Source organism: Kribbella koreensis (assembly GCF_039525325.1).
GTDB lineage: Bacteria > Actinomycetota > Actinomycetes > Propionibacteriales > Kribbellaceae > Kribbella > Kribbella koreensis.
Genome location: NZ_BAAAHK010000007.1, coordinates 775,047 through 794,257 on the forward strand (window position 1 = coordinate 775,047; position 19,211 = coordinate 794,257).

Here is a 19,211-nt window from a genome sequence, read left to right on the forward strand (position 1 = left end):
TCCTCAAAGAATGAAGGGCCCGAAGTCTGCCACCGCGAGAAACGTGGCTGTTTCCAAAGGTTAAGACTCAACCAGTTGTCCCGTAAAGGCCGTCGAACTGCGGCCTTCGCGCCATCTGCCAGGCGTTCTGCGCCCAGGTCCGGACCGGCAGCCTGCCCAGCAGGGCCGGCTCGGACCACGGCGGCTGCGGCCGGCCGGCCAGTTCGCTGAGTGCCAGGTAGCGCAGACCGCAGTACTGATCGGCGCGGTCCCAGACCGACTTGGTCATGTCGCCGGCCGTCGGCCGGGCCAGCCGTCGCAGGTTGGAAGCACTACGGAGGAAGGCGTCGCGCCGACGGTCCGCGAGTTCGGCGATCCGGGTCTCCTGTACCGCGATCTCGTCGTCCGGCGGGTTCTTCGGGGCCCAGGTGTCGAGGTCGAGCTCCACCCAGCAGACAGCCTCGATGAACGCGAGGACCAGAATCCGCCGGTCCTCGGTCAGGCCACCGCCGCTCTCACCGGCCTGCCGGCGCAGCAACCGCAGCTCCCCCTGCTCGCGGCAGATCAGCCGGATCGTCTCGTACAACGGCCGGCCGGCGCTGCCCGGCTCCGGTTCGGGTGGCAGCGCGAGCTGGATGGCATCGATTCCGTTAGGCCGCAGAACGGGGAGTTTGGGGAACCGGCGCCGGAGGTTCGCCGCCGTGACGACCAGCGTGGACCAGGCCGCTCCGTGCTCGCCGGCCGCCCGGTAGGCCATCGCCCGGGCGATCGTCCGCAACTCGGCGCCGAGCATCGCGTCGTACCGGCGGTCGGCGCGCAGCAGGCGCTGAGCAGTCCGCCACTCGCCGATCTCGAGCGCGAGAATCGGATCGGTCACGCCGGTTGCGGAACTCATGGCGCACCTGCTCTCGTCAAACGACCCGCCGGATGGGCTGCCCGACCCTCTCGCCTCAGACGATCGGTGGCCCTGGCCACTCCGCTCTACCTACCGTGCGGAGTAGCTTCGGTTGGCTACACGCTGAACTTCAGTACTTACGGTAGAACTACACCTGAGCCCTGTCCATATCAGGCGCGTTGCTTACATAATGTTTACGTTGCACTACCCGCGGTGGAGGTTGCGCTTCAAACGACCGCTTTCCGGGCCGGCCAGACCGCAACCGGTTGGCCAAGGCAACACATGACTTCAGGTAGTAGGAAGTGCTACGAGTATTTTCAGGTGTAGATGGGTGTAGCATCCCGTTTCAAGTGGTCCGCGCAGCATCCGCGGGCATGGACATACAGGAGTGAGAGTGGCCCCTTCTCCGGAGGCCGTACGACTCGCCAAGCGGTTGCGGGGCCTGCGCGACTCCCAGGACGTCACGCTGACCCAGTCGCAGCTGGCGAAGGCGCTCAGCCATGACGTCCGGGTGGCGGTGGCGACGATCAGCTCCTGGGAGTCGCTGACCAACCCGAAGCTGCCGCCGGCCGAGCGGTTGCGCTCCTACGCATTGCTCTTCTGCACTGATCGCCACAACGCCGACGGCACTCCCAAGATGACGGCCGAGCGCGACCTGACCGCCGACGAACGAGGACGGTTCGAGGAACTTCACGAAGAGTTGCTCGGGCTGCGTGACGCCGCCTCCCGGCTCCAGGGGACCGCCACCGGTTCCTCCGGGAGCGGCTCCTACACCTGGGACTTCGAGAACGGGCCGATCACCATCATCTGCCCGGAGGCGCCGACCGACGAGCGCCCGGACCTGGCCAACGAGAAGGATCCGAACTACACCCGGATGTATCGCTACGCCGATCTCGACGCGCTGATGGAGTTGTGGGGGCACGTGCGCGCGTCGAATCCCGAGCTGCCGATCACCCACCGGCTGCCGTCGGAGGTCAAGGCCGACGACATGTCCGGCCACCTCGTGGTGCTCGGCGGCATCGGCTGGAACCACGTGACCAAGCGGCTGCTGAAGACGTTGCGGGAGATGCCGATCTCCCAGTTCGAGGTCTCCGACCTGAAGACCGGCGAGATCTTCAAGGCCAGTGACGTCGGCGGCCAGGAGTTCCGGCCGGTCTTCGAAGACGGCGACGACGGGCCCGAGCTGGTCGAGGACGTCGCGCTGCTGACCCGGTTGCGCAATCCGTTCAACAGCAACCGCACCATCACCATCTGCAACGGGATCCACAGCCGCGGCGTACTGGGCGCCGTCCGGACACTGACCGACATCGCCGTCCGCGAGCGCAACGAGGCCTACCTGTCCAAGCACTTCCCGGACGGCCTGTTCGCGATGCTGCTCAGGGTGCCGGTGGTCAACGGCGAAGCGATCTCTCCCGACCTGGAAATCCCCGAGAACCGGCTCTACCAGTGGGAGCCTGACCACAAGGTGACGAAAGAATGAGCCGGTTCAATCATCAGCAGTCGCACGCGTCACTCCTGAGCGACGTGTCCCGGGGCTCTGTCCCGTTCACCCGCAGCGGTCTCGACGCGATCGTCGTCCCGGCCGCGCGTGCCTCCTTGCCCCAGCATCTGATCACCCTCGCGGCAGCGCTCTCGGTACCGCTGGTCGTGCTCTGCAGCCACCAGGCACAGATCGAGGGCGTCGCCAAGCGGGTGCGGAACACGTTCGGCGCCCGCGGCCTGATCATCGACGTGCCCGCCGGCTACCCGCAGTCCTGGCAGCCGCTGACGTCGGCATCGGCCTTCCAGACGGTCAGCGCCGGCCGGTCGAGCGATCTCAGCGTCAAGCGCAACATCGGGCTGCGGCTGGCCCGGATGCGCGGCTGGAAGAAGATCCTGTTCGTCGACGACGACATCTTCCAGCTCAAAGCCCAGCAGCTGGACCGGTTGGCCGCCCAGCTCGACCGGCATCCGGTCGCGGCGATGGCCAGCCGGGAGTTCCCGGACAACTCGGTGGTGTGCCACGCCCGGCGGCTGGCCAAGTTCCGGCAGGACGTCTTCGTCAGCGGCGCCGTGCTCGGGGTCAACACCCAGCATTCCGAGATGTCGTTCTTCCCCGATGTCTACAACGAGGACTGGTTCTTCTTCTCCAGGCACGCGGCCGAGCGCTCGCTGCCCAAGGTCGGCGAGGTCCGCCAGCAGGAGTACCAGCCGTTCGCCGACCCGTGGCGGGCCAGGCGGGAGGAGTTCGGCGACCTGCTCGCCGAGGGCATGTACACGTTGTTCGAGAGTCAGCACGGCCTGAACTTCAAGGACCAGCTGCGCGCCGCGGCGAGTTCACGCTTCTGGCAGCAGGTCAAGGAGGGCCGCGAGTTCGTCATCCAGGAGACCACGGACCGGCTGACCTCCCTGCAGAACAAGGGCCGTACGGTCGACACCTGGCGGATCGCCGAGGCGCTGGAGTCGCTGGCTGCCGCCGGGGACCAGCTGCAGCGGATCTCCCCCGACGTCTGCGTCGAGTTCATCGCCAGCTGGCGCGAGGACGAGAGCCGCTGGAAGTCGGCGCTGGCCGCCGACGGGACGTCGCTGACCGAGCGCGACGCTCTCGACCGGCTCGAGCTGACGAACTGGATCTCCTGCGGTTACGGGCGCCGGGACGGCTACGGGATCGACACCGCGCTGCGCCGGAACCGGACCTCCGTCCGGCCGGAGGAGTCGGTGAGCTGCTGACGTTCGCCGGTGGGCTGGAAGCCCAGGCGTTCGTAGGCCTCCAGGGCCTCGGCGTTGTGGTCGAGGACCCACAACAGCCAGTTGTGCACGTCCGGCTCGAGCTCGGTCAGGTAGAGCAGGAGTGCTCGCATCACGCCGGTACGCCGGTGGCGCGGCTCGACCCAGACGGCTTCGAGGTGGCGCTCGTCGGGTGGCCGGCCCTCGACGCGCAGCGACCGGGCCAGGCCGATGATCCGGCGGCCGTTGCGCAGGACGACCCAGAGGGCGTCCGCGAAGGAACGGCGCCAGGATGCCTCGGTCCAGGAGGCCTCGGTCTCGTAGCTGGAGATGTAGGCCCCGGGCGAGTCCTTGAGGGCTTGCAGCCGAACGTCCCGCAATAGCTTCCAGTCGTCCGCGGCGAGCACCTGGAACTCCAAGGCCGACCCCCTCCGTGCGTCTCCGCACCGTCGACAGCGCATGACAAAACTGTGACAGCACCGCAGTGAGTGTGTCCGCGATCGCGGAGTGTCAAACAGCCGTGACACAAATCCAACGTTTGCCGGACACCGCCTAGGCTGGCAACGTGCCCAGAAAACTTCGTGCGGATCAGCAGGCCGAGCTTTACGTCGTGGATGTCGTGACATTTGAGTCGAGGTTGGTGTTCGCCTCTTCGACGTTGTTGTTCGAGGCGCCCAACTGGGTCGGTGATCGGCTGGTCATCAACGGGGACGGTGGGTTGTTCGCTGTACCGGCCGGTGGTGGCGAGCTCGAGCCGATCGAGCTCGGCGGCGTACCGGAGATCAACAACGATCATGTCGTCAGCCCGGATGCATCCACCGTCTATGTATCGGCGGAGGACGGGCACCTGTACGCCGTACCGCTCGCCGGCGGAATCGGCCGGCGGGTGAGCAACGAGCATGGTGTTCACCATTATCTGCATGGGATTTCGCCCGATGGCGAGCGGCTGGCCTATATCGGGCTGGAGAACCGGGACGGGCGCCGGATCACCAATGTGTACACGGTTCCCGCGGCCGGTGGGGTCGATGTGCAGATCACCGATGACGAGTTCGCGGACGACGGAGCGGAGTACGGGCCTGATGGGGAGTGGATCTACTTCAACTCCGAGCGGGCCGGACAGGCGCAGTTGTTCCGGATCAAGGGTGGGGTCGTCGAGCAGCTGACCTCCGACGAACGGGTGAACTGGTTCCCGCATCCGTCGCCGGACGGCTCGCTGGTCGCGTACGTGAGCTTCCCGCCAGGGACCGAAGGACATCCTGCCGATGTCGAGGACGTCCGGGTGCGGTTGCTCGAGACAAGCGGCCGGATCCGCGAGGTGGCAACGGTTTTCGGCGGCCAGGGCACGATGAACGTCCCGAGCTGGTCACCGGACGGCCAGTACTTCGCGTACGTCGCCTACCCGATCAGCTAGACCGCTGCCGGTACTCCGTCGGCGTCAGGCCGGACAACGCGCGGAAGCGGCGGGCGAAGTACGTGGGATCGGGCCAGCCGACTTCGGCGCCGATGCGGGCGATCGGGAGCTCCGTATTGGCGAGGAGAGCTGCTGCGCGTTCTGCTCGGAGGCGGGCCAGGTAGTCGAGTGGCGAGAGGCCGGTCGACTTGCGGAAGATCCGGCCGAGGTACGCGGCGTCGAGCGTGACAGCGGCGGCCAGATCGTCCAATCGCCAGGCGTTGGCGGGGTCCGCCTCGATCAGGGCGAGGCAGGTCGCAACGGCCGGATGCCGTTTGAACGTTGCTACCGGCGTGCGTGCATCCGCGAGAATGCCCAGCACAGTGGCCAGGTGGCCCAGTAGTCGACCGAATGCAGCAGTACCCCTCAGATGTCCTTCCAGGGCAGCGATTGCGGCAATCGCATCACTGGCAGCGCCCGGGTCAACAGCAGTGACATGTACGCCGTACGAGCCGGGCGCCGACGGATCCGTCCACAGCAAACGCCGGTACTCCGGGAACTCGCGCAGGCCGGCCAATTCGGCGTGCAGCGCCCGAGTGGAGACGCAGCAGTTGGCCACTGTGAGCTCCTTGCAACCAGTGAAGGCGTGCCAGGCACCCGGACGGAGCACGATGACATCGCCGTGCTGGAGTGGGCGTTCGCCACTACTGGTGAGGTGCCGCCCCTCCCCGGGGCCGACTACGGCCAGCTCGACGAAGTCGTGAGTGTGGGCGGCAACGCCGTCGCTCAACGTGTGTACTGCGCCCAGGACCGAGCTGCCGGCGAACAGCGCGTGCTCGTGGAGAGTCTCGGGCATGTCGGGATCGTACGAGCGTTGGCCGGGATCCGCCTAGGCGTCGGGGGTAGCCGCTGGCCACGCTGGAGTCATGAGTGAGCTGAGCGATGAAGTTGTTGCGGAGTACCGGCAGAACGGGTTCGTCCGAGTACCGGGGATCTTGGGTCCGGAGGAGGTCGAGCGCTTCCGGGATGCGGCGACGGCGTACCTGGACAAGCATCGGAGCGAGAGTCTCGAGAAGGGCGGGGTGTTCGCGCAGCTGGTGAACGTCTGGCAGCACGACGCGATCGGACGGGAGCTCACGCTGCATCCAGCGGTGGCTCGGGTGGCGGAGCGGCTGGCCGGCGTACCGGTTCGGGTGTGGCATGACCAACTGTTGGTGAAGGAGCCGCACAACAATGCGGCGACCGAGTTCCACCAGGACAGGCCCTACTGGCCGCATGCGAACGACCGGCACTCGCTGTCGGCGTGGATCGCTTTGGTGGATGTACCCCCTGAGCGGGGCTGTATGACCTTCCTCCCGGGCAGTCATCACCAGACCACGCTGCAACCCCAGAACCTGCATGACGAGGACGATCTCTTCCAGCTGGCTCCTGCGCTGCGCTGGATCCCTCGCGTCACTGTTCCCTTGCGGGCAGGCGACTGCACGTTCCACAACAGCTACACCGGCCACATGGCACTCCCCAACCGCACCGACCTGGCACGCCTGGCCCACGTGACCATCTACATGGACGAAGCCACTCAGTACAACGGGCGTCCCCACCCGGTCACGGACTCTCTCAACCTGAAGCCTGGCGACCCGCTCGACGGCGACGCCTTTCCCCAACCGCACTGAATGCCCGTGGCCCCCATCGACATGGGGGCCACCGGCAACGAGACTCAGGCGGCGGCTGCTGCCTCGGTGAGCTGCTCAGCGGTCGGCTGGAGTTGCGGCGATGCCAGCGTCAGCAGGACATTGGCCACTGCGAATCCGGCGGCCACCAACAGTCCGCGCTGGAAGCCGTCGACCAAGGCCTCCTGCTGCGGGACTCCGCTGGCCAGCGCGTCCGTAGTACGGGTGATGGACAGGGTGGTGACGATCGCCAGGCCCAGGGCGCCGCCGACCTGGTACATCGCGCTCACCACACCCGACGCGGCGCCGGCCTCGTGGTGCTCGACCTCGGAGACCGCGGTGATCTGTCCAGGTACGCCGACCCCCAGGATGCCGAAGCCGAAGATGATGAAGCCCGGCAGTAGGTGGCCGGCGTAGCTGTCGGTCGCGCCGGCCTGGGAGAGCAACAGCAGACCGGCGAAGCTGAGTACCGCGCCGCCCAGTTGCACAGTGCGGGTGCCGAGCTTCTGGACGAGCTGGGAAGCGAGCACCGCGCCGACGATCGCCGCGCCACCCATCGGCAGGAAGTGCAGGCCGGCCTCGAGCGCGGAGTCGCCACGGACCTGCTGCAGGTAGATGGCGGTCAGGAAGAACATCGACAGGAAGCCCGCGCCGTTCAGCGCCAGTGCACCACTCGAGACGCTCAGGGCCCGCGACCGGAACAGCCGCAGCGGGACCAGCGGCGCCTTCGACCGGCGCTCGACCATCACGAAGGCGGCGAGCAGGACCACACCCGCGACGAGGAAGGTGACGACCTCGCCCGAACCCCACCCCTTCGGCTCGGACCGTACGACGGCGTAGACAACGGCCAGCAGACCCGCGGTACCCAGTACTGCGCCCGCGGTGTCGAAGGCGCGGTTGCCGTTCTCGTTGTGCCGGGTGTCGCGGATGTAGACCGGGATCAGCGCGACGAGCCCGACCACGATCGGCACGTTCACGAAGAACACCCATTGCCAGCTCAGCGAGTCGACCAGCAGGCCGCCGGCCACCACCCCGAGCGTGCCGCCGAGGCCGGCCAGGCCACCCCAGACGCCCATCGCGATGTTGCGTTCCCGGCCGTGCGCGAAGGTGACGGTCAGGATCGCCAGCGCCGCGGGCGACAGCAACGCACCACCCAGGCCCTGAACCGCACGGGCGCTGATCAGGAACTCGGGCGAGTTGGACAGCCCCGCTACCAGCGAGGCGGCACCGAAGAGCACCAGACCGCCGACGAAGACGCGACGCGGGCCGAGGATGTCAGCCATCCGGCCGCCGAGCAGGAGGAAGCCCCCGAACAGCAGCGTGTAGGCGTTGATGACCCATTGCAGTGAGTCGGCGGAGAAGTTCAGGTCCGCCTGGATGTCGGGCAGCGCGACGTTCACGATCGTCACGTCGAGCACCACGATGAACTGCGCCAGCGCCAGGACCGCCAGCGTCGACCAGGGACTGCGTCGCATTGCGTACCTCACAGGGAGAGTGTCTACGTTGTATGTATACGTTGTATGCGTACTTCGTAAACGGTAGGTCTACGTTGTAAACTTGTCAACGTGCCCCCCACCAGCAGCCCGACCACGAAGCGGCTAGACCCGCACACGCTCGCGACCAGCGCGCTGGAGATCGCCGACGCCGAAGGGCTGGATGCGCTCACCATCCGCCGGCTCGCCCAGCTGCACGACGTCACGCCGATGGCGCTCTACCGGCACTTCAGCGACAAGGACGACCTGCTCGCCGCGGTCGGTGACCGGATCCTGGCCGACATCGCACTGCCCGAGCCGACCGGCGAGCCGTGGGACATCCAGCTGCAGGCAGTACTGACCGCGCTGGTGAAGGCGCTCCGGCCGCATCCCAAGGCGGCGGGCCTGACGCTGTACCGGATCCTGGTCTCACCCGACGGGCTCGCGCTCGCCGAGCGGACGATGGAGCTGCTGGTCGAGGGCGGCTTCTCTACCGACAACGCAGCAGAGGTCGGCCGGCAGTCGGTCTGCTCACTGATCACGCTGGTGACAGCGGAGCCCGGCGCGACCGAGGACACCGACCCGGTGGCCCGCGAAGACGGCCTGCGCGCCAAGCGCGCCTCACTTGCCGCCCTCTCCCCCCACCGCTACCCGCTGATCACCGCGGCGGCGGACACCCTGATCTGCCCGGCTTCACACGACCAGTACTACGGCCTCGGCATCGACCTCGTGGTCGCCGGGATCCGCGGCGTCCGCGCGGGCCTGCAGGCCTGACCCCGACACACACCTGCTTGCCTCCCGCCACAAGTCAGCTGTGGGGTCTACGCTCCGAAACGAAGTCAGACCATCACACGGAGGTTTTGTCATGGCGGGCAAGTTCGAGCTGTACGAAGACAAGTCGGGCGGGTTCCGGTTCCGCCTCAAGGCCGGCAACGGCGAGATCATCGCCGTCAGCGAGAGCTACAAGAGCAAGGACAGCGCCCTGAACGGCATCGAGTCCGTCAAGAAGAACGCCGGCGACGCGAAGGTCGACGACCAGACCTCTTGATCAGCTGAGAACACAACGGCAGGAACTCCCCGAAGCGGAGCTCCTGCCGTTGTGTCGTTGTGGAGTCAGAGGCCGAGCTCGTGGATGACCTCGCGGACCTCGACGCCGAGCCCCTCCACGGACGCGTCCGGGATCATCGCGGCCAGCTCCTCGACCCGCTCGCGGGTCGCACAGTCCAGCAGGTAGTACCCGGCGAGGAACTCCTTCGCCTCCAGGAACGGCCCGTCCGTCACGGCCGGCACCCCGTCGCGCACCTTGACCACCGACGTCTTGGCCGGCTCGGCCAGCGCGACCGTGCTGTGGAACTCGCCCGAGGCCTGCACCGTCTCGAGGAACTTCTCGTGCCCGCTGAAGATCGCCTGCTGCTCGGCCTCGGTCAACGCGTTCAGCACGTCCGGATTGATGTTCAGCACAACGAGATATTTCACGATCTCTCCTTCGCGATCGGCTCCCCGCTGGGAACCTCTTGTCATCAGTACGGAGCGGCCCCCGCCACTTTGACATAGCGTCTGGTCATGACTGAGCTGACTCTCGCGGATGTCCAGGCAGCGGCGGGCCGGATCAAGGGATTCGCGCACCGGACGCCGGTGCTCACCTCGCGCACGCTGAACGAGCGGGTCGGCGCGGAGGTGTTCCTCAAGGCGGAGAACTTCCAGCGGATCGGGGCGTTCAAGTTCCGCGGCGCCTTCAACGCGATCAGCCGGCTCTCGCCCGAGCAGCTGGCCCGCGGTGTCGTGGCGTACTCGTCCGGAAATCACGCCCAAGCCGTCGCACTGGCCGCCAAGCTGGCCGGTACGAAGGCAGTGAACCTGATGCCGAAGGACGCGCCGCCGACCAAGATGGCGGCCACCCGCGGATACGGCGCCGAGGTGGTGACGTACGACCGGTATGGGCAGGACCGGGCAGCCCTGGCCAGGCAGCTGTCCGAGGAGCGCGGGCTGACCCTGATTCCGCCGTACGACCACTACGACGTGATGGCCGGCCAGGGCACGGTCGCCCTGGAGTTGATCGAGGAGGTCGGGCCACTCGGCGCCCTGCTGGTACCGATCGGAGGCGGCGGCCTGATCGCGGGGTGCGCGACGGCGGCGACGGAGTTGTCGCCGGGCATCCGGGTAATAGGTGTGGAGCCGGCGGCGGGCGACGACACCGCCCGGTCGCTGGCAGCGGGTGAGCGGGTCGAGATCGAAGTACCGCGGACGATCGCCGACGGCCAGGCCATCTCCACGCCGGGCGAACTGACCTTCCCGGTCGTCCAGCGGCTGGTGGACGGGATCGAGCTGGTCAGCGACGACGAGATCCGGGCCGCGATGACGTTCGCCTTCGAGCGGCTGAAAGTGGTCGTCGAGCCGAGCGGCGCCTGCGCGCTGGCGGCCTTGCTGGCCGGACGGATCCAGAACCTGCCCGAGCGCGTCGGAGTGGTGATTTCAGGCGGGAACGTGGGCCTCGAGCGGTGGTTCGAGCTGCTCGGAAAGCGCTGAGCCAAGGGGGGCCTGAGCACGCACTGTGCTCGTTGTCACAGAAAGCGACTTCGCGATGTGACCGGGGTCACACAAATGTGCTGTGCGGCCGCCTGAGACACGCTCAGACGCGCTCAGGACACCTGATGTTCACCCCGGATCGTTGAGCCGTCAGAGAGCCGTCCAGGGCCTTTCCAGAGGGTCTCTGCGCATCTGAGGGTTTGCGTCGTGATCGTTCTGTTATACAGTCGTCGGCGGTTCGACAAATGCGCCGAACTGCGAGTGTGTCAACGCCGAGTCCTGCCAGGCACACCCGCTCCCCTCGAACACCACATGGCAGGAGTGGGGGACCCAGGAAGTTGGGTCCCGACCGTGAGTGGTCGGGTCCCTGGGGTGAAGTCCGCGGGAGCGGACCGGGCTATTGACTCTCAGCCCGAACCCGACAGCTAACTTCACAGGCGTCGGGAGACAACCATGCCCGTCACTGCCCGACGGACAGCGCTTCATGGCGCCGTCAGTCAGTCCAGCGATGCCAGTACCCGGCCCACCGGCCGCGGGTTGGCAAAGCACCGCAAGTCCAGCAAGTCCGCGGCCGCCCCTCGGGCCGCAGCGGCCGTCCTCTCGGTCGGTCTCGCCGTCGGTGGTGGAGCCGCGATCAGCGTGGTCACCGCTCCGCAGACCGCCTCGGCAGCAACCACCGCGAAGCTCACCGCCGGCCAGATCCGCGGCAACGCGAGCATCGCCAGTCGCCCCCTGATTCGCTTCCGCGACTCGGGCAAAACCGTCAAATACGTGCAGAAGACTCTGCGCCTGCGCCAGGACGGCTGGTTCGGCAACAGCACCGTCGGCGCTCTGAAGAAGTTCCAGCGCTCCTGGGGCCTCAGCGCCACCGGCTACATGAACAAGCCGACCTGGGGCCGGCTGACCTGGGCCGCCAACCACGGCGTGCTCTACGGCAAGGTCGGCACCAAGGCCGCCAGCACCACGACCTTCCGCGCGAAGGTCCTGCGCGAGGCCGCGAAGCTCAAGGGCACCCCGTACCGCTACGGCGGCACGTCGACCAAGGGCTTCGACTGCTCCGGCTACACCGGCTACGTCTACAAGAAGGCCGGCAAGAAGCTGCCCCGCACGTCGCGCCAGCAGTACAGCGCCACGAAGCACATCAGCAAGGCGACCGCGAAGGCCGGCGACCTGGTGTTCTTCAAGAGCGGTGGCGGCGGCGTGTACCACGTCGGCATCTACGCCGGCGGCGGCATGCTGTGGCACGCCTCGAAGCCGGGCAAGCCGGTGGCCAAGGCGAAGATCTGGACCAGCAGCGTGGCCTTCGGCCGCGTCTGAGGATCCAGCCCGTCAGCGGCACTGACTCCCCCCTCGGGCCGCTGACCTGACAACCGGTCGTGGCGTCGTCACCCCCCACCCCTCCGACGACGCCCGGCCGGTTGTCCACTTTCTAGGTATCGAGCAATCCCGCGTCGTGGGCGAGGATCGCCACCTGGACCCGGTTGGTGGCGTCCAGCTTCACCAGCACCCGCGAGACATGTGCCTTCACGGTCGCCTCGCTCATGAACAGCTCCCGGCCGATGTCCGCGTTCGACAACCCACGCGCGACCGCCGCCAGTACTTCGCGCTCCCGATCGGTGAGCGCGGTCAGCCGTTCCCGTGCGGTCCGCTGCCGGTCGGTCCGCGGATCCGCCGCGAAGTGCCCGATCAGCCGCTTCGTCACGGCCGGCGAGAGCATCGCGTCGCCGGCCGCCACCACCCGGACCGCCTGGACCAGCTCACGCGGAGGCGTGTCCTTGAGCAGGAACCCACTCGCCCCCGCCTGCAGCGCCCGGAACACGTAGTCGTCCAGGTCGAAGGTGGTCAGTACGACGACCTTCGGCGGATCCGGCAAGGCCTGGACCTCCCGGGTCGCGGCCAGCCCGTCCAGCCGTGGCATCCGAATGTCCATCAGGACGACGTCCGGCCGGTGCCGGCGGACCATCGCGGCCGCGTCCGCGCCGTCATCGGCCTCCGCGACCACCTCGAGATCGTCGGCCGACTCCAGGATCATCTTCAGCCCGGCCCGGACCAGCGCCTCGTCGTCCACGATCAACAGCCGCGTCATCGCTCTCCCTCTTTGCCATCGGGCTCTGCAATCTCTGACCCCACCCCGCCACCCCGGTCAGTAGGGCAACCAGGCTTCCACGCGCCACCCGCCGTCCTGAGTAGGTCCGGCGTCGAGACGCCCACCGGACAGCGTCACGCGCTCGCGCAGCCCGACGAGCCCCGCGCCGGAGCCGGGCAACAGTGAATCAGCCGCCACCGGCCGGACGTTCGTCACCCGCACATTGACCCCGGTCCCGGGCGCGCCTTCCACCAGTACCTCGGTATGGACCCCGCGCGCATGCTTGTGCACATTCGTCAGCGCCTCCTGGACGACCCGGTAGACCGTCCGCCCGACCAGAGCCGGCACGTCGTCCGGCAGCGTCAATGAGCTCGTCACCTGGACGCCGGCCGCGCGGGACGCCTGCACCAACCGCTCCAGGTCGGCGGCACGTGGTACCGGAGCGAGGTCGGCGCCGTTCTGGCTCACGTCGGTCCGCAGGACGCCGAGCACCTCGCGCAGGTCCTCCATCGCCTGCCGGGCGGTCTCGCGGATCAGCCCGGCCGAGCTCTCCACCTTGTCCGGGCCAACCGCTGGGTTCACCTCGAGGCCGCCGGCGTGCAGCGCGATCAGCGAGACCTTGTGGGCCAGTACGTCGTGCATCTCCTGCGCGATCCGGGCCCGCTCGCCCAGCCGCGCCTGCTCGGCTCTCAGTTCGCGCTCGGCCTCCGCACGCTCGGCCCGGTCCCGCAGCGACACCATCAGGTCCCGCCGGGCGCCGACGTAGGCACCGACCGCCACCCAGGCGCCGATCAGGAAGGGGCCGGTGAAGATCGGAACCCAGAGGTCGCCGTTCGACGGGCGGTTCTGGAGGATGTAGGCGACGTACGCCGCGAAGGTGAGAACGGCCAGCGCCAGGTCTCGCCGGCGGATGGCCAGCGTCAGCAGGGCCAGCCCGACCGGCATGAAGATCCCGGCCGAGCCGAGCGCGACCACCGCGACGACGGTGACGGTGACCGGGTACTTCCGGCGCCACCAAAGGGCCAGCGACGCGACGATGCCGACGCCGAGCACCATCCAGTCGCCGGTGTGCCAGCCGGGTTTGCCGGAGGACGCCTGCGCGACGATCGTGAGCAGGCTGAACGCGACGTACAGGACGTCCCGGATGCGCGGGGCGCGCCGGATGAACCAGGCGTACCAGCGCCGCAACCGTTGCATTGAGTCAGCGTAGTCGCGGCACGTCAGGACTTACGTCCCTCTTCCGTTGATACCTGGTGTCCCCCATCGGGTGGGGGTCCGCCGCGTTCTGGGCGACTTAAGTAGGGGGTGACCGCAGACGGTCGGTCGATGTGGCGAGGGGGGTCCGGCCGGAAGAGTAAGGGGCATGATCACAGTCGAGAACCTCAGCAAGCGCTACGGCCACCACGCGGCGGTCAGCGACGTCTCCTTCACGGTCGAGCCGGGCAGCATCACCGGCTTCCTCGGCCCGAACGGCGCCGGCAAGTCGACCACGCTGCGCATGCTGACGGGGCTCACCCCGCCCAGCTCGGGCCGCGCCACCATCGCCGGCAAGAAGTACGCCGACCTGCCCAACCCCGGGCGCGTCGTCGGTGTCATGCTCGACGCGGCGGCCCAGCACCCCGGCCGGACCGGTCGCGAGACGCTGCTGCTCAACGCGTCTCTGCTCGGCGTACCGAACAGCCGGGCGGACGAGATGCTGGAGGCTGTCGGGCTCACGGGGGCCGCGAAGCGCCGGGTCGGTCAGTACTCGCTGGGGATGCGGCAGCGGCTCGGCATCGCCGCAGCGCTGCTCGGCGACCCCGCCGCGCTGATCCTGGACGAGCCGGCCAACGGTATGGACCCTGAGGGCATCCGCTGGATGCGTGGACTGCTGCAGGACTTCGCCTCCCGCGGCGGCACGGTGATCCTGTCCAGCCACCTGCTGGGCGAGGTCCAGGCGACCGTCGACCGGCTGGTCGTGATCGGCGGCGGCAAGATCGTCGCGAACGGCTCCCTGGAGGAACTGCTGGCCGGTAGCGGCACGCTCGTCCGCGGCCTCGACCCGATCGGCCTGAACGAGGCCCTGACCGCCGCCGGACTCAACCTCGAGCCCCTGTACGACGGCGCGCTGCGCGTCGACGCAACCGCCGAGCAGGTCGGCCGCGCCGCGGCTGCCGCCGGCCAGGTCCTGATCGAACTGCGCGAGAGCGACGGCGCCGGCCTGGAGGAGCTGTTCTTCCAGCTGACCAGCCCCACCGCCGCAGCTGCCTGATCACCACCCAAACCTTTCTAGCTCCAGGAGCACATAACCATGGCTGTCACTGAAATCTCCTCCCCGGCTGTCGCGGCCGCTCCGGGCAAGCACCGGGCCGCCGTCGCCACCTCGCTGCCGCCCGCGCGCGGCCAGTCCTTCCTCAAGCTCGTCACGATCGAGCTGCGCAAGTCGGTCAACACCCGCAGCGGCCGGTTCCTGATCCTGGGCATCCTGGCCCTGGCCGTCGCCGCGCTGACCTGGCAGCTCACCCACCTGAACGACGGAGTCCAGCGCTTCGACGGCTACCTGGCCGCGGCGTCGACAGGGGTCATGCTGATCCTGCCGGTGATCGGCGTGATGGCGATGACGAGTGAGTGGACCCAGCGGACCGCGCTGACCACGTTCACGCTGTCGCCGCGCCGGATCCGGGTCCAGTTCGCCAAGTTCATCTCCGCGATCGTGCTGAGCGCCGTCGTACTGAGCGTGACCGCGGCGATGGCCCTGGCTGCCACGGCCATCGGTGGCGCCATCGACGGCGCCGGGGCCTCGTACGCCGGGATCGGCGGCGCGCTGGCCGGCGCCTACCTGTCGACCGCGCTGAACGTCGTGATGGGCGCGGCCTTCGGCGCGGTGATCGCCCAGACCGCCGTCGCGATCCTGGTCTTCTTCGTCGCCCCGACCGCCTGGGCCCTGGCCGGACCTGCCCTGTTCAAGGACAACGCGAACTGGCTGGACGTGTTCGGCGCCTTCGGCCGGATCGCCGAGCGCGACCTGCACGGGATGGTGCCCGAGACGCTCACCGCGATCGGGGTCTGGGTCGTCCTGCCGACGATCGTCGGACTGTGGGCAAGCTCACGTCGCGAGGTGAAGTAACCCCGCTGAGGGGTCGAGAACGCGGGAGGCCTGACCGGTTTGAGGGGACCGGACAGGCCTCCCGGCACGTGATCGGACCTCTTCGGGGGTCCAGTCAGGGGGCGGTGCGTGTGTCGGACACCGGCTCCGGGTAACCTGTAACCACGATTACTGACGACTGATCCGTGGGCGCCACGCTGCGTACCCGGTTGACTTGTGCGAGGGGGTCGACGCTATGGGGCGCGGCCGTGCAAAGGCCAAGCAGACGAAGGTCGCACGCGACCTGAAGTACCGCACCTGGGACACCGACTTGGACCAGCTCAAGAAAGAGCTGTCCGGCGGGGACGAGGGTGGTACCTCTGCGAACGGCAACAACGACACAGACGTCGGCGATGACGCCGACGACTACCACCCCCGTCGGTAAAGCCGCAGCAGCACTCTGACCTGTCCAGCGCCTCAGGGCGCTCGGACAGGTCGACTGTGCTTGGCCGACGTAGTTCCACCACACGGCAGGACAGGTCCTTCGAGCCTGCCCTTCCGACGCGTTGAGGTCCGGGGCGTTTCCCCGATGCCCACCGAGCAGTCCGGGCACCGGAGAAACGTCCCGGCACGAGCCGTCAGCACTGCGGGCTGCCTTCCGCTGCCGGCGTCCGTGGACGCCGGCAGCGGTTCGACGGTGCGTCAGCTCGCGTAGTCACCCTGTAGCTCGACGCCTGCCTTGGCGTCGGTGGCCGCGCTGACCTCGCCGCAGACCCAGGCGTCGATGTCGCGCTCGGCGAGCGCCGCGATCGCGCGGTCCGCCGCGGCCGGGTCCAGGACGGCGACCATGCCGACACCCATGTTCAGCGTCTTCTCCAGCTCGAGCTGCGGTACGCCGCCCAGCTGCCCGACCAGCCCGAAGATCGGCGCCGGCGTCCAGCTCGACCGGTCGATCCGGACCGCGAGCTCGTCGGGGATGACCCGGGCCAGGTTGGCCGCGAAACCACCACCGGTGATGTGGGACATCGCGTGCAACGGCTTCTCGTCGGAAGCGTTGAGCTCCTGGATCACCTCGAGGCAGTGCTTGGCGTACACGCGCGTCGGGATCAGCAGCGTGTCACCGAGCGTGCCGCCCAGCTCGGGCACCTCGCGGTCGAGCTGCCAGCCGGCCCGGTCGAAGAACACATGCCGGACCAGGCTGTAGCCGTTCGAGTGCAGGCCGGAGGACGCCATCGCGACCACCACGTCACCCGCCCGGACCCGGTCGGCCCCGATCACCTCGTCGGCCTCGACCACTCCGGTCGCGGCGCCGGCGACGTCGTACTCGTCGGCCTCCAGCAGCCCGGGGTGCTCGGCGGTCTCGCCGCCGACGAGCGCAGTACCGGCCTCGACGCAGGCCTCGGCGATGCCCTTGACGATCTGCGCGATCGTCTCCGGGACCACCTTGCCGGTGCAGATGTAGTCGGTCATGAACAGCGGCTCGGCGCCACAGACGACCAGGTCGTCGACGACCATGCCGACCAGGTCGAACCCGATCGTGTCGTGCCGGTCCATCTTCTGCGCGATCGCGACCTTGGTGCCGACCCCGTCGGTCGAGGTGGCCAGCAATGGCCGCCGGTACGCCGTCAGCGCGCTCGCGTCGAACAGCCCGGCGAAGCCGCCGAGCCCGCCGACCACCTCGGGGCGGGTCGCCTTGGCCACCCATTCCTTCATCAGCTCGACGGCCCGGTCACCGGCCTCGATGTCGACGCCGGCGGCCGCGTAGCTCGCGCCCTCGCTCACTGTGGTTCTCGCTTTCTTGGGGGGCTTGCGGGCCTGATCAGCCGTGGCTTCAGGGCCGGGACAGCGCGTCGGCGGCACCCGCGCCACCGGACACCGTGGCGAGGCCGTCGATGTCGGTGTGCACCGGTACTTCGAGCAGGTGCTTGCCGAGGTGCTCCGGCTCCGGCAGCGCGACCGGGTAGATCCCGTCGAAGCAGGCCCGGCAGAGCTTGTCCTTGGGCACCGAGGTGGCCTCGATCAAACCGTCGAGGCTGACGTAGCCGAGGGAGTCGGCGCCGATCGAACGGCAGATCTCCTCGGTGTTCAGCCCGTTGGCGATCAGCTCGGCCCGGCTGGCGAAGTCGATGCCGTAGAAACACGGCCACTTCACCGGCGGTGACGAGATCCGGACGTGGATCTCCTTGGCGCCGGATTCGCGCAGCATCTTGATCACCGCGCGCTGGGTGTTGCCGCGGACGATCGAGTCGTCGACGACGACCAGGCGCTTGCCCTCGATCACCTCGCGCAGCGGGTTCAGCTTCAGCCGGATGCCCAGCTGGCGGATGGTCTGGCTCGGCTGGATGAAGGTCCGGCCGACGTAGGCGTTCTTGACCAGCCCGGAGCCGTAGGGGATGCCCGACTCCTCGGCGTACCCGATGGCGCCCGGCGTGCCGGACTCCGGGGTGGCGATCACCAGATCGGCCTCGACGGGGTGCTCACGGGCCAGCTGGCGGCCGACCTCGACCCGGGTGGTGTGGATCCGCTGGCCGGAGATCTGGGTGTCCGGCCGGGCCAGGTAGACGAACTCGAACAGGCAGCCCTTGGGCTCGGCCTCGGCGAACCGGGTCGAGCGCAGGCCGTCCTCGTCGATCGCGACGATCTCGCCCGGCTCGACCTCACGGATGAAGCTCGCGCCGACGATGTCGAGCGCGGCGGTCTCGCTGGCGATCACCCAGCCCCGCTCCAGCCGGCCCAGCACCAGCGGGCGGATGCCCTGCGGGTCGCGGGCGGCGTACAGGGTGGACTCGTCCATGAAGATCAGGCTGTAGGCGCCCTTGACCTTCGGCAGCACCTTGGCGGCCGCCTGCTCGATGGTCAGGTCCGGGTAGCCGGCCAGCATCGAGGTCAGGATGTCGGTGTCCGAGGACGCGCCGTGCTTGGCGTTGGCCTTGGCGTGCTCGACGTCCAGGTCCAGGCCCAGGTCGAGGTCGTCGCGGCCACCGAGCGTCGCGGCCAGCTCACCGGTGTTGGTGAGGTTGCCGTTGTGCCCGAGCGCGATCGAGCCGGTGGCCGTCGACCGGAACGTCGGCTGGGCGTTCGCCCAGACGCTCGATCCGGTCGTCGAGTACCGGCAGTGCCCGACCGCGATGTACCCCTTCAGCGAGGCGAGAGTCGCCTCGTCGAAGGCCTGACTGACCAGCCCCATGTCCTTGTAGACCAGGATCTGACTGCCGTTGCTGACCGCGATGCCAGCCGACTCCTGCCCCCGGTGTTGCAGAGCGTAGAGCCCGAAATAGGTGAGTTTGGCGACCTCTTCCCCCGGTGCCCAGACCCCGAAGACGCCACAAGCGTCCTGCGGGCCTAGATCCTGCGGGTCAAGATCATGAGTGAGCCGACCATCGCCACGAGCCACAGGCAGCAGTCTACGGGAACTGCCAGCACACT

Annotated in this window: 20 protein-coding genes and 1 riboswitch; of the genes, 11 read left to right on the top strand and 9 right to left on the bottom strand. The window is 68.4% G+C overall.

Annotated elements, in window-relative coordinates; genetic code table 11:
- Nucleotides 1-67 precede the first annotated feature (67 nt).
- Complete coding sequence (locus ABD116_RS17750; RefSeq protein ID WP_343970776.1) at nucleotides 68-874, bottom strand: hypothetical protein; 807 nt, start codon at nucleotides 872-874, stop codon at nucleotides 68-70.
- Between the two features lie 394 nt (nucleotides 875-1,268).
- On the opposite strand from ABD116_RS17750, the gene ABD116_RS17755 reads away from it, so the two are divergent.
- Nucleotides 1,269-2,354, top strand: a complete 1,086-nt coding sequence (locus ABD116_RS17755; RefSeq protein ID WP_343970778.1) for a helix-turn-helix domain-containing protein — start codon at nucleotides 1,269-1,271, stop codon at nucleotides 2,352-2,354.
- The gene (locus tag ABD116_RS17760) at nucleotides 2,351-3,583 is read left to right on the top strand and encodes a hypothetical protein (protein WP_343970780.1); all 1,233 of its coding nucleotides are present in this window, start codon (nucleotides 2,351-2,353) and stop codon (nucleotides 3,581-3,583) included. The genes ABD116_RS17755 and ABD116_RS17760 overlap by 4 nt, the downstream gene beginning before the upstream one ends.
- On the opposite strand, the gene ABD116_RS17765 is transcribed toward ABD116_RS17760, so the two are convergent.
- The gene (locus tag ABD116_RS17765; protein ID WP_343970782.1) at nucleotides 3,514-3,999 is read right to left on the bottom strand and encodes a GNAT family N-acetyltransferase; all 486 of its coding nucleotides are present in this window, start codon (nucleotides 3,997-3,999) and stop codon (nucleotides 3,514-3,516) included. The genes ABD116_RS17760 and ABD116_RS17765 overlap by 70 nt on opposite strands.
- Nucleotides 4,000-4,145: 146 nt before the next feature.
- On the opposite strand from ABD116_RS17765, the gene ABD116_RS17770 reads away from it, so the two are divergent.
- Nucleotides 4,146-4,991: a TolB family protein gene (locus tag ABD116_RS17770; protein WP_343970784.1), complete on the top strand. Its 846-nt coding sequence runs from the start codon at nucleotides 4,146-4,148 to the stop codon at nucleotides 4,989-4,991.
- Here the strand turns inward: ABD116_RS17770 and ABD116_RS17775 are convergent.
- Nucleotides 4,984-5,826 (bottom strand): AraC family transcriptional regulator, encoded by an 843-nt coding sequence (locus ABD116_RS17775; RefSeq protein ID WP_343970786.1) that lies wholly within the window; start codon nucleotides 5,824-5,826, stop codon nucleotides 4,984-4,986. The genes ABD116_RS17770 and ABD116_RS17775 overlap by 8 nt on opposite strands.
- Before the next feature lie 70 nt (nucleotides 5,827-5,896).
- On the opposite strand from ABD116_RS17775, the gene ABD116_RS17780 reads away from it, so the two are divergent.
- Nucleotides 5,897-6,640, top strand: a complete 744-nt coding sequence (locus tag ABD116_RS17780; RefSeq protein WP_343970788.1) for a phytanoyl-CoA dioxygenase family protein — start codon at nucleotides 5,897-5,899, stop codon at nucleotides 6,638-6,640.
- A 44-nt stretch (nucleotides 6,641-6,684) separates the two neighbouring features.
- Here ABD116_RS17780 and ABD116_RS17785 read toward each other — a convergent pair whose 3' ends face one another.
- A complete protein-coding gene (locus tag ABD116_RS17785; RefSeq protein WP_343970792.1) occupies nucleotides 6,685-8,112 on the bottom strand; it encodes an MFS transporter in 1,428 nt (475 codons plus the stop codon).
- A 90-nt stretch (nucleotides 8,113-8,202) separates the two neighbouring features.
- Between ABD116_RS17785 and ABD116_RS17790 the strand changes: the two genes are divergently transcribed.
- Both ABD116_RS17790 and ABD116_RS17795 read left to right on the top strand, forming a co-directional pair.
- Nucleotides 8,203-8,883 carry a TetR/AcrR family transcriptional regulator gene (locus tag ABD116_RS17790; protein ID WP_343970795.1) on the top strand — a complete coding sequence of 227 codons (681 nt, stop codon included), beginning with the start codon at nucleotides 8,203-8,205 and terminating at the stop codon, nucleotides 8,881-8,883.
- 91 nt (nucleotides 8,884-8,974) lie between these two features.
- Complete coding sequence (locus ABD116_RS17795; RefSeq protein ID WP_425552092.1) at nucleotides 8,975-9,157, top strand: YegP family protein; 183 nt, start codon at nucleotides 8,975-8,977, stop codon at nucleotides 9,155-9,157.
- Nucleotides 9,158-9,222: 65 nt separating this feature from the next.
- Here ABD116_RS17795 and ABD116_RS17800 read toward each other — a convergent pair whose 3' ends face one another.
- Nucleotides 9,223-9,585: a YciI family protein gene (locus ABD116_RS17800; RefSeq protein WP_343970798.1), complete on the bottom strand. Its 363-nt coding sequence runs from the start codon at nucleotides 9,583-9,585 to the stop codon at nucleotides 9,223-9,225.
- A gap of 87 nt (nucleotides 9,586-9,672) precedes the next feature.
- On the opposite strand from ABD116_RS17800, the gene ABD116_RS17805 reads away from it, so the two are divergent.
- Entirely contained in the window at nucleotides 9,673-10,635 is a 963-nt protein-coding gene (locus ABD116_RS17805; protein ID WP_343970801.1) for a threo-3-hydroxy-L-aspartate ammonia-lyase, read from the top strand.
- A gap of 260 nt (nucleotides 10,636-10,895) precedes the next feature.
- Nucleotides 10,896-11,089, top strand: a riboswitch (cyclic di-AMP (ydaO/yuaA leader).
- On the top strand, nucleotides 11,089-11,952 hold the full coding sequence (locus ABD116_RS17810; protein WP_343970804.1) for a C40 family peptidase: 864 nt from the start codon (nucleotides 11,089-11,091) through the stop codon (nucleotides 11,950-11,952). Its footprint overlaps the riboswitch before it by 1 nt.
- 112 nt (nucleotides 11,953-12,064) lie before the next feature.
- Here ABD116_RS17810 and ABD116_RS17815 read toward each other — a convergent pair whose 3' ends face one another.
- Both ABD116_RS17815 and ABD116_RS17820 read right to left on the bottom strand, forming a co-directional pair.
- Nucleotides 12,065-12,721 (bottom strand): response regulator, encoded by a 657-nt coding sequence (locus ABD116_RS17815; RefSeq protein ID WP_343970807.1) that lies wholly within the window; start codon nucleotides 12,719-12,721, stop codon nucleotides 12,065-12,067.
- A gap of 57 nt (nucleotides 12,722-12,778) precedes the next feature.
- A complete protein-coding gene (locus ABD116_RS17820) occupies nucleotides 12,779-13,918 on the bottom strand; it encodes a sensor histidine kinase (RefSeq protein WP_343970810.1) in 1,140 nt (379 codons plus the stop codon).
- Nucleotides 13,919-14,084: 166 nt separating this feature from the next.
- On the opposite strand from ABD116_RS17820, the gene ABD116_RS17825 reads away from it, so the two are divergent.
- From ABD116_RS17825 to ABD116_RS17835, 3 genes are all read left to right on the top strand, one after another.
- The gene (locus ABD116_RS17825) at nucleotides 14,085-14,972 is read left to right on the top strand and encodes an ABC transporter ATP-binding protein (RefSeq protein WP_343970813.1); all 888 of its coding nucleotides are present in this window, start codon (nucleotides 14,085-14,087) and stop codon (nucleotides 14,970-14,972) included.
- Nucleotides 14,973-15,011: 39 nt separating this feature from the next.
- Nucleotides 15,012-15,827 (top strand): ABC transporter permease, encoded by an 816-nt coding sequence (locus tag ABD116_RS17830; protein WP_343970816.1) that lies wholly within the window; start codon nucleotides 15,012-15,014, stop codon nucleotides 15,825-15,827.
- A gap of 214 nt (nucleotides 15,828-16,041) precedes the next feature.
- Nucleotides 16,042-16,230 (top strand): DUF3073 domain-containing protein, encoded by a 189-nt coding sequence (locus ABD116_RS17835; protein ID WP_020389018.1) that lies wholly within the window; start codon nucleotides 16,042-16,044, stop codon nucleotides 16,228-16,230.
- A 257-nt stretch (nucleotides 16,231-16,487) separates the two neighbouring features.
- Here ABD116_RS17835 and purM read toward each other — a convergent pair whose 3' ends face one another.
- Nucleotides 16,488-17,567 (bottom strand): phosphoribosylformylglycinamidine cyclo-ligase, encoded by a 1,080-nt coding sequence (gene purM, locus ABD116_RS17840; RefSeq protein ID WP_343970819.1) that lies wholly within the window; start codon nucleotides 17,565-17,567, stop codon nucleotides 16,488-16,490.
- Nucleotides 17,568-17,616: 49 nt separating this feature from the next.
- A complete protein-coding gene (purF, locus tag ABD116_RS17845) occupies nucleotides 17,617-19,179 on the bottom strand; it encodes an amidophosphoribosyltransferase (RefSeq protein ID WP_343970822.1) in 1,563 nt (520 codons plus the stop codon).
- Nucleotides 19,180-19,211: the final 32 nt, after the last annotated feature.

Coding starts and splice junctions, on each gene's coding strand:
- ABD116_RS17835 (WP_020389018.1), top strand. CDS start 16,042: ATGGGGCGCGGCCGTGCAAAGGCCAAGCAGACGAAGGTCGCACGCGAC.
- ABD116_RS17810 (WP_343970804.1), top strand. CDS start 11,089: ATGCCCGTCACTGCCCGACGGACAGCGCTTCATGGCGCCGTCAGTCAG.
- ABD116_RS17795 (WP_425552092.1), top strand. CDS start 8,975: ATGGCGGGCAAGTTCGAGCTGTACGAAGACAAGTCGGGCGGGTTCCGG.
- ABD116_RS17830 (WP_343970816.1), top strand. CDS start 15,012: ATGGCTGTCACTGAAATCTCCTCCCCGGCTGTCGCGGCCGCTCCGGGC.
- ABD116_RS17780 (WP_343970788.1), top strand. CDS start 5,897: ATGAGTGAGCTGAGCGATGAAGTTGTTGCGGAGTACCGGCAGAACGGG.
- ABD116_RS17775 (WP_343970786.1), bottom strand. CDS start 5,826: ATGCCCGAGACTCTCCACGAGCACGCGCTGTTCGCCGGCAGCTCGGTC.
- ABD116_RS17825 (WP_343970813.1), top strand. CDS start 14,085: ATGATCACAGTCGAGAACCTCAGCAAGCGCTACGGCCACCACGCGGCG.
- ABD116_RS17750 (WP_343970776.1), bottom strand. CDS start 874: ATGAGTTCCGCAACCGGCGTGACCGATCCGATTCTCGCGCTCGAGATC.
- ABD116_RS17760 (WP_343970780.1), top strand. CDS start 2,351: ATGAGCCGGTTCAATCATCAGCAGTCGCACGCGTCACTCCTGAGCGAC.
- ABD116_RS17820 (WP_343970810.1), bottom strand. CDS start 13,918: ATGCAACGGTTGCGGCGCTGGTACGCCTGGTTCATCCGGCGCGCCCCG.
- ABD116_RS17785 (WP_343970792.1), bottom strand. CDS start 8,112: ATGCGACGCAGTCCCTGGTCGACGCTGGCGGTCCTGGCGCTGGCGCAG.
- ABD116_RS17805 (WP_343970801.1), top strand. CDS start 9,673: ATGACTGAGCTGACTCTCGCGGATGTCCAGGCAGCGGCGGGCCGGATC.
- ABD116_RS17815 (WP_343970807.1), bottom strand. CDS start 12,721: ATGACGCGGCTGTTGATCGTGGACGACGAGGCGCTGGTCCGGGCCGGG.